The 6,391-nt window shown below is 64.2% G+C and carries 8 protein-coding genes; 2 read left to right on the top strand and 6 right to left on the bottom strand.

The window, feature by feature from the left end; translation table 11 throughout:
* Positions 1-190 precede the first annotated feature (190 nt).
* The 6 genes from K6T56_04910 to K6T56_04935 form a co-directional block, all read right to left on the bottom strand.
* Positions 191-508, bottom strand: a complete 318-nt coding sequence (locus tag K6T56_04910; protein ID MCL6555687.1) for a flagellar protein FliT — start codon at positions 506-508, stop codon at positions 191-193.
* 2 nt (positions 509-510) lie between these two features.
* The gene (gene fliS / locus K6T56_04915; GenBank protein ID MCL6555688.1) at positions 511-954 is read right to left on the bottom strand and encodes a flagellar export chaperone FliS; all 444 of its coding nucleotides are present in this window, start codon (positions 952-954) and stop codon (positions 511-513) included.
* A 24-nt stretch (positions 955-978) separates the two neighbouring features.
* Positions 979-2,337: a flagellar filament capping protein FliD gene (gene fliD, locus K6T56_04920; GenBank protein MCL6555689.1), complete on the bottom strand. Its 1,359-nt coding sequence runs from the start codon at positions 2,335-2,337 to the stop codon at positions 979-981.
* Between the two features lie 63 nt (positions 2,338-2,400).
* Positions 2,401-2,778 (bottom strand): flagellar protein FlaG, encoded by a 378-nt coding sequence (locus tag K6T56_04925; protein MCL6555690.1) that lies wholly within the window; start codon positions 2,776-2,778, stop codon positions 2,401-2,403.
* Positions 2,779-2,869: 91 nt separating this feature from the next.
* Entirely contained in the window at positions 2,870-3,724 is an 855-nt protein-coding gene (locus tag K6T56_04930; protein MCL6555691.1) for a flagellin FliC, read from the bottom strand.
* Positions 3,725-3,856: 132 nt separating this feature from the next.
* A complete protein-coding gene (locus K6T56_04935) occupies positions 3,857-4,831 on the bottom strand; it encodes a hypothetical protein (protein MCL6555692.1) in 975 nt (324 codons plus the stop codon).
* Between the two features lie 84 nt (positions 4,832-4,915).
* Between K6T56_04935 and K6T56_04940 the strand changes: the two genes are divergently transcribed.
* On the top strand, positions 4,916-5,359 hold the full coding sequence (locus K6T56_04940; GenBank protein MCL6555693.1) for a hypothetical protein: 444 nt from the start codon (positions 4,916-4,918) through the stop codon (positions 5,357-5,359).
* Between the two features lie 84 nt (positions 5,360-5,443).
* A complete protein-coding gene (locus K6T56_04945; GenBank protein MCL6555694.1) occupies positions 5,444-6,361 on the top strand; it encodes an FAD-dependent oxidoreductase in 918 nt (305 codons plus the stop codon).
* The last annotated feature ends 30 nt before the right edge of the window (positions 6,362-6,391 follow it).

Consider the following 6,391-nt stretch of genomic DNA (forward strand, 5'->3'; position numbering starts at 1 on the left):
CCCTCAGGCGTATTCATCGATGTGGGGGCCGGGCGCGTTGGGGGTGCCGGCGGGCGGCTGGCGTCGCCGCGGGCGTTGGCGCGGCGTCTGGCCGCCCGGGCGAGGGGGATTGCGGTCGGGCTTGACCGGGAACAGATCGGGCACGGGCCCCAAGGGGTCAGTCCCACCGAATCCCGGCCCGGCCATGGCCTCACCCGCCGTGATAGGCCCGCTCCAGCCTGCGCTGGGCGTGCACGCTGGCCAGCACTTCGCTCATCTCATCCATCCAGGCACGGGTGAGCGCGGTGATCTCCCGGTCCGCCTCCAGCACCGCCTGGATCAAGGCATCCTTCTCCGCCGCCAGGGGCCCGAAGCTCACCGACTCCGCGGTCACCGCCCCGATGAGATCCCGGCGCGCCGCCTCCAGCTCGACGAGGCGATCCCATTCACCGGCGCGTGCGGCCTCCAGCATGCGCTGGGTGGTCTTACGGATTTCGCGGTAGCGGGAAAGGGCCTCGGCGGCATCCATGTTCAGGCCCTCAGGCTCACGCCGGCTGCGGTGGGCTCACGCGCTGCGGCGCTTTGCCGCCCCCGCGCCTCCAGCTCCACCCAGGCCTCACGCAGGGTGGAAAGCAGGCGCATCACTTCGTCCAGCCCGGCCGGGTCGTTTTTCAGATTGGCGGTGGCCAGCCGGCGCTTCATGTAGTCATAGAGGTCGTTGAGGTTGCGGGCGATCTCGCCCCCTTCCCCCTGGTTGAGGACGGCGCGCAAGCCCTCGATGATGCCGATGGCCTTGGAGATCAGCGCGCCTTTTTCCGCGAACTGCTTTTCCTGCATGCGCCCCTTGGCGGTGGCCAGTGCACTCAGGGCGCCGTCATAGAGGAGCACGATGAGCTGTACCGGACTGGCCGTCGTCACGGCCGTCTCCAGGTCCACGCTCGCGTAGGCATTGAGTGCCCGGTTCATGGTGTTCATCGTTGCCATCCGTCCTTTCGTCGTTCAGCGGGAAAGTTGCGATAACTGACGCATGAGCATCGTGCTCGCCTGCTGCATGCTGCCCAACATGGCATCCAGAGCGGCGAACTGGGCGCGCAGGCGCTGCTCCATGCGGTCCAGCCGCACCGAGAGCTGATCCTTGCGCGCCTCGATGTCGGAGATCGTCGCATTGAGCCCCTGGGTGGCGGCATCGAGCACCCCGTTGGTTTGCAGGAGGTTGTCAAGCTCGGTATAGAGCCGCTGGGCAAAACCCTGGCCGGGATCGGTGAAGAGCGCAATGACCTTGTCCAGCTTGTTGGTGAGGGCGGCGTTGAAGTCACTGCCATTGAGGGCGAGCGTGCCGTCCTTCTGGATGCTGATGCCGATCTGCGCCAGATAGTTGAAATCGTTGCCCGGCAGGTTGATCGCGGTGTTGAACACACCTTGCAACTGCGCGCCGATGGTGAGCACAGTGTTGCTCGCCTCCAGCGTGCCACCCTTTTCATGCAGCTCGTCCATGTCCTTCACCAGCTTGTTGTAGGCGCTGATGAAATCGTTGACCCGGCCGGTGATGGCGTCGGTATCCACGGCCACACTCAGCTCCGAGCTGCCCGCGGCCTTGAGCTTGAGGGTCACCCCCTGGATGACGCCGGAGACGGTGTTGGAGGCACTGGTGATGCCCGACAGCCCGTCCACGGTGAGGATGGCATCCTGCGCCGCCACCGTCTGCGTCAGGTTCTGCGCGCCGGTCACGTAGGACAGACGGGAAAGCCCGGCATTGTCCGTATTGTTGCCATCGTTGTCCGCCACCGCCACCGTGATGGCCTTGGCCGCCCCCGTTTCGTTGGGGGAGAGCACGAGGCGAAAACCACTGCCATCGTTGAGAATGGTGGCGGACACGCCGAAATTGCCCGCCGCCGAATTGATCGCATTGGCAATGCCGGCGAGGGTGTGGTTGCTGCTGTCAATGGTGACGGTGAAGCTTGACGAGCCGTTGCTGATGGTGAGGGTGCCCTCCCCCACCGCCGTCGTCCCCGTATCGGCAAAGGCACCGGAGACGAGCTTCTGTGCCTGGGCAAGCTGCACCACCGTGATGGAATGACTACCCACCAACGCCGTGCTGTCGGCGGTGGCGGTGAAATAGGCGTCGCTGGCGGGCGTCGCCTTGAAAACCTGAAAATCCGTCGTGTCCTTGAGGTTGGCGATGGCGCTCTGCAGCGCCGCAAGACTGCTCTTCAACCGGCCGTAAGCCGAGATTTCCGCCTGGAGCTGGGATTTTCTCTGATCCAACACATTGAGCGGCCGCCGCTCGATGGCCATCAGTTGGGAGACTAGCCCGTTGACATCAAGGTTGGAGCCGATGCCTGCGGAAGAGATTGCCATCTTTCGTACTCCTTGCGCTTCCCCGAAGGGACGGCATGGCGCCGCGGCGCCATGCCGTATGCACTACACCCTGGACCGAAACAGCACGCCCTGCGCCGTATCGAGATTCTTCGCAATGGCCAGCGTCTCCTCGGGGGGAATCTGGCGGATGACTTCACCGCTTTCCCGATCCACCACCTTGACGACGACGATGCCGGTATCCTTGTCGATCTCGATGTTGAGATCGCGCTGGGCCGATTTGAGGAAGGCATTGATGCGATCCACGGCTTCGCGCACGGACTGGGCATCGGGTCCGACCATCTGCGCCGTACCCGACGGCTCGGCGGGCTGGGTTGCCGGCTGCGGCAGCGGCGCAGGCGGCTGCGCCGCCGCTTGCGAGGAAACAGCCGCAGGTCTCGCCGGCACCGCCTGGCCCACGGCTGTCACAGGACCGTTCGACATGGTCTACCCTCCGCTTGCCTGGGGCAGCGGTGAAGCGGGGGCGCCGCCAGGGTTGTCTGCGGGCGCCTGCGCCTCACCCTCCCCTTTCCGCTTAGCGCAACAGGGTGAGCGCCGTCTGCGGCAGGGCGTTGGCCTGGGCCAGCACCGCCACACCCGCCTGCTGCAGGATCTGGCCACGGGTGAGCGCCGCCGTTTCCGCAGCAAAGTCGGCATCCATGATGCGGCTGCGCGAAGCCTCCAGGTTCTCCACATAGTTCTGCAGGTTGGCGATCACCGCCTCGAAACGGTTCTGCACCGCACCAAAGGTGGAGCGGATGGTGGAGATCTGGTTGATATCCGCATCAAGGTTGGCAAGCGCCGCGGAGGCGTTGGCCTGGGTGGTCACATCGATGACGCCCGTCGCCGTCAGTGAAGCATTGTAGGTGTAAAGCCCCGCACTGCCATTGACGGCGAGATTGGTCGTGGTGATCGTCACCTGGTTGTCCGCGGAACCGCTCGACCCCACCTGGAAGGTCAGGTTGCTCACACCCGACAGAAGCAGCGTGCCGTTGAAGGAGGTGGTCTGCACAATGCGGGAAATTTCCTGGGTGAGCTGATCCACCTCTTTCTGCAGCTGCTGCCGGTTGGTGTTGCTCAGGGTGCCGTTTGCCGCCTGCACGGCGATTTCACGAATCCGCTGCACGTTGCGGGCGATCTGACCCAGGGCGCCTTCCGCGGTCTGCCCCAGGGAAATGCCATCGTTCGCATTGCGGACGGCCTGGTTGTTGCCCCGGATCTGGGCGGTGAAGGCCTCGGAAACGGCCAGGCCAGCCGCATCATCCTTGGCGCTGTTGACACGCAGGCCGGAAGACAGGCGCTGCAGGGTCACCGCCAACTGGCTTTGGGAAGTGGCCAGGTTGCGCTGGGCGTTGAGAGAGGCAACGTTGGTATTGACGATCAGAGCCATTTTTCATCTCCTTAACAGGTAAACCCGCATGGCGGCGGGCGCGGCGACGGTTCGTTCTTTGTCGCCGTCAGGGGCTATTTCGGAGTGGGCGGGGGAAACTTTAGTCACCCCCGCGAGAAAAAGCGGAGCGGACTACGGGGTCCGGCCGGACGAAGCCAGCCCCCGAAGTGCGGCCGCCTCCTCGCGGGTGAGGGCGTCGAGCCATTCCTCGAGGTGGTCTTCCAGGATGAAATGCCGCAGGACCCACTCCCGCAGCCGGTCGCCCTCCGCCGCCGCCGCATCCAGGTCATGCACCCGTTCGCGGATGGCTTCGATCCAGGCCCCCGGCTCATTGGGCACCCGCTTCACCGGCGCATTCTGGTAAGGGTAGATGTCGGTGCAGACCACGGGCCAACCCAGGATGCCGTATTCCAGCAGTCTCAGGTTGCTCTTCGCCTCGTTGAAGGCATTGAGGGCGAGAGGGGCGACGGCGAGATCCAGGTTCAGGCTGGCCAGCTTGGCCGGATAGTCGTAGAAGGAGACCACGAAATCGTGGAACTCCCGCACGAAGGGGCGCAGCTCCTCCGGGCACATGCCGAAAAACACCCAGTCCACCTCGCTTGCTGTGGCCTTCACCACTTCCACGATGATGGCCAGGTCCCCTGCGTGTTGCTGCGCCCCCGCCCAGCCCACCCGCGGCCGCGGCCCCTGCCGCCGGCGGGACACCAGCCCCCCCCAGATAGCCCGCTCCAGGCGATTGGGCACCACCCGCACATCGTCATTCAAAGGCCGGCAGAGCTCGGCGATGGGCTCGGTGCTGACCACCACGCGGTGGCAGAGGGAGAGGGCCTTGCGCAGCCGTGAGCGCATGTCGCGGGGGGTGTGGCGGAAGAAGGGATTTTCCCGGGGAAGCTGCGTCACCAGGTCATCCAGGGCATAGACGAGCAGGACGTCCCGGTTGAACTCCCGGTAGAGCCCCATGGCCTCCAGGTTAGCCTCCCCCGCCGCGGCATGGAGCACCAGCGTATCCGGCTGGGCGCGCGCGAGCTCCACCGGCGTGAGGAGACGGGTCTCAAACATCTTGGGCGCAAGGACCACGTCGCCATGGGCGAGCCCCGCCCGGCTCAAGGCGCGCTCGCCTTGGTGTGCGGCGGAGTTTTGCTGTGCGGCGGATGTTTCTCGGCGAGTAGGCCCGCCCCCAGCCTTGGTAGAGTGACGCTGGCGCACCCCGTAGCGCCGCGCGTGACGGAGGTTGCGCTGACCGACGCGCCGGAAATTCCTCATGATGCCAGCGACCCCATTCCCGAGCTGATCCTTCCACGAAAAGGCCCCGCGAGACCGCGCGTGCCGGTTGCACCGGTGAAGGAGCCCGTTGTGGCAGCAGAGAATCCGGAGCCCATCATTGCGCCGGAATTGAGCGACGAGCAACTTTCGGGAGCAAAAACGGCCATTGAGCAGAGCTTGAGCGTGGCAGAACACAATCTGAGCCTGACGAAGGCCATGACTTTAAGCCCCGCGCAGCAGGACCTGGTTTCGAAGATTCTGGGTTTCCAAGACAGTGCGCGGGAAGCGATGAAGAATAACGACTGGCAGCGCGCGCGGATTCAGGCGAAAAAAGCCGAAGTGCTGTCGCAGGAATTCGCCCCAAAGCAGTAGGTTCCCTCAACAGGAAAATCCCCGGCGGCCGGAATTGTTTGGCGGTCACAAAACGCGCGGCGGGCCTTGCGCTAGAATAACGGCATGAAAACTTATGACGCGGTTGTGGCCGGCGGTGGCCTAATTGGCGCTTCCATTGCCCTGGAATTGACTTCCGCGGGTTTGCAAGTGGGCGTGTTTGACGCGCAGAAGCCAGGGCGGGAAGCGTCGTGGGCCAGCGCGGGCATGATTTCGCCTTCGCCGGAAAGCGCGGAGCTGGCTTGCGTGCTCCCTTTGAGCATGGCCAGCGTGCGGGCGTATCCGGAATTTATTCACCGTGTCGAGGACTTGTCCGGAAAAAATGTGGGCTACCGCAAGGAAGGGGCGCTCGATATTTTTCTGGCGGAAGTCTCCCAGGAAGAAATCGCCGAAATATTAGAGGAGCATCGCCGGACAGGCCTTACCGCCGAACTGGTGAGCAGCGAGCAGGCCTGCGAACTGGAGCCGGCGATCACCGCTGAAATTCGCGCGGGGATTGTGCGGCACGACGAAGCGTCACTCGACAACCGCATTTTTACCGAAGCGACGCTGGAAGCGGTCATTACCGGCACGTACGACTTGCAACTGACGACTTCCGACGAGCGCCTCAGCACGAGCCTTACGGCCGGCGGCACGCGCAACCTGGAACTGGTCGTGAAGAACACCGGCACGTCCGACCTCAGCAACGTCAGCCTGACGGCGACGACGCCGACCGATTGGGAAGTGACGTTCGAGCCGGCCAAAATCGCCAACCTCGCGCCCGGCGCTTCGACGCAAGTGACGGCCACGATCAAGGCCGACAAAAATGCGATCGCCGGCGATTATATCGTATCCATGACGTCCAAGACCGCGGAGAAATCGGCTGACGCCACGCTGCGGATGACCGTGAAAACGTCCGTGCTGTGGGGCTGGATCGGCATTCTGATCATCATTGCCGTTATCGGCGGCGTGTATTACTTGTTCCGCACGTACGGGAGGCGATAACCGTGGCCGCTGATCATAACGGCACTGCGG

The organism is Burkholderiales bacterium (assembly GCA_023511995.1).
Classification (GTDB): domain Bacteria; phylum Pseudomonadota; class Gammaproteobacteria; order Burkholderiales; family Thiobacteraceae; genus Thiobacter.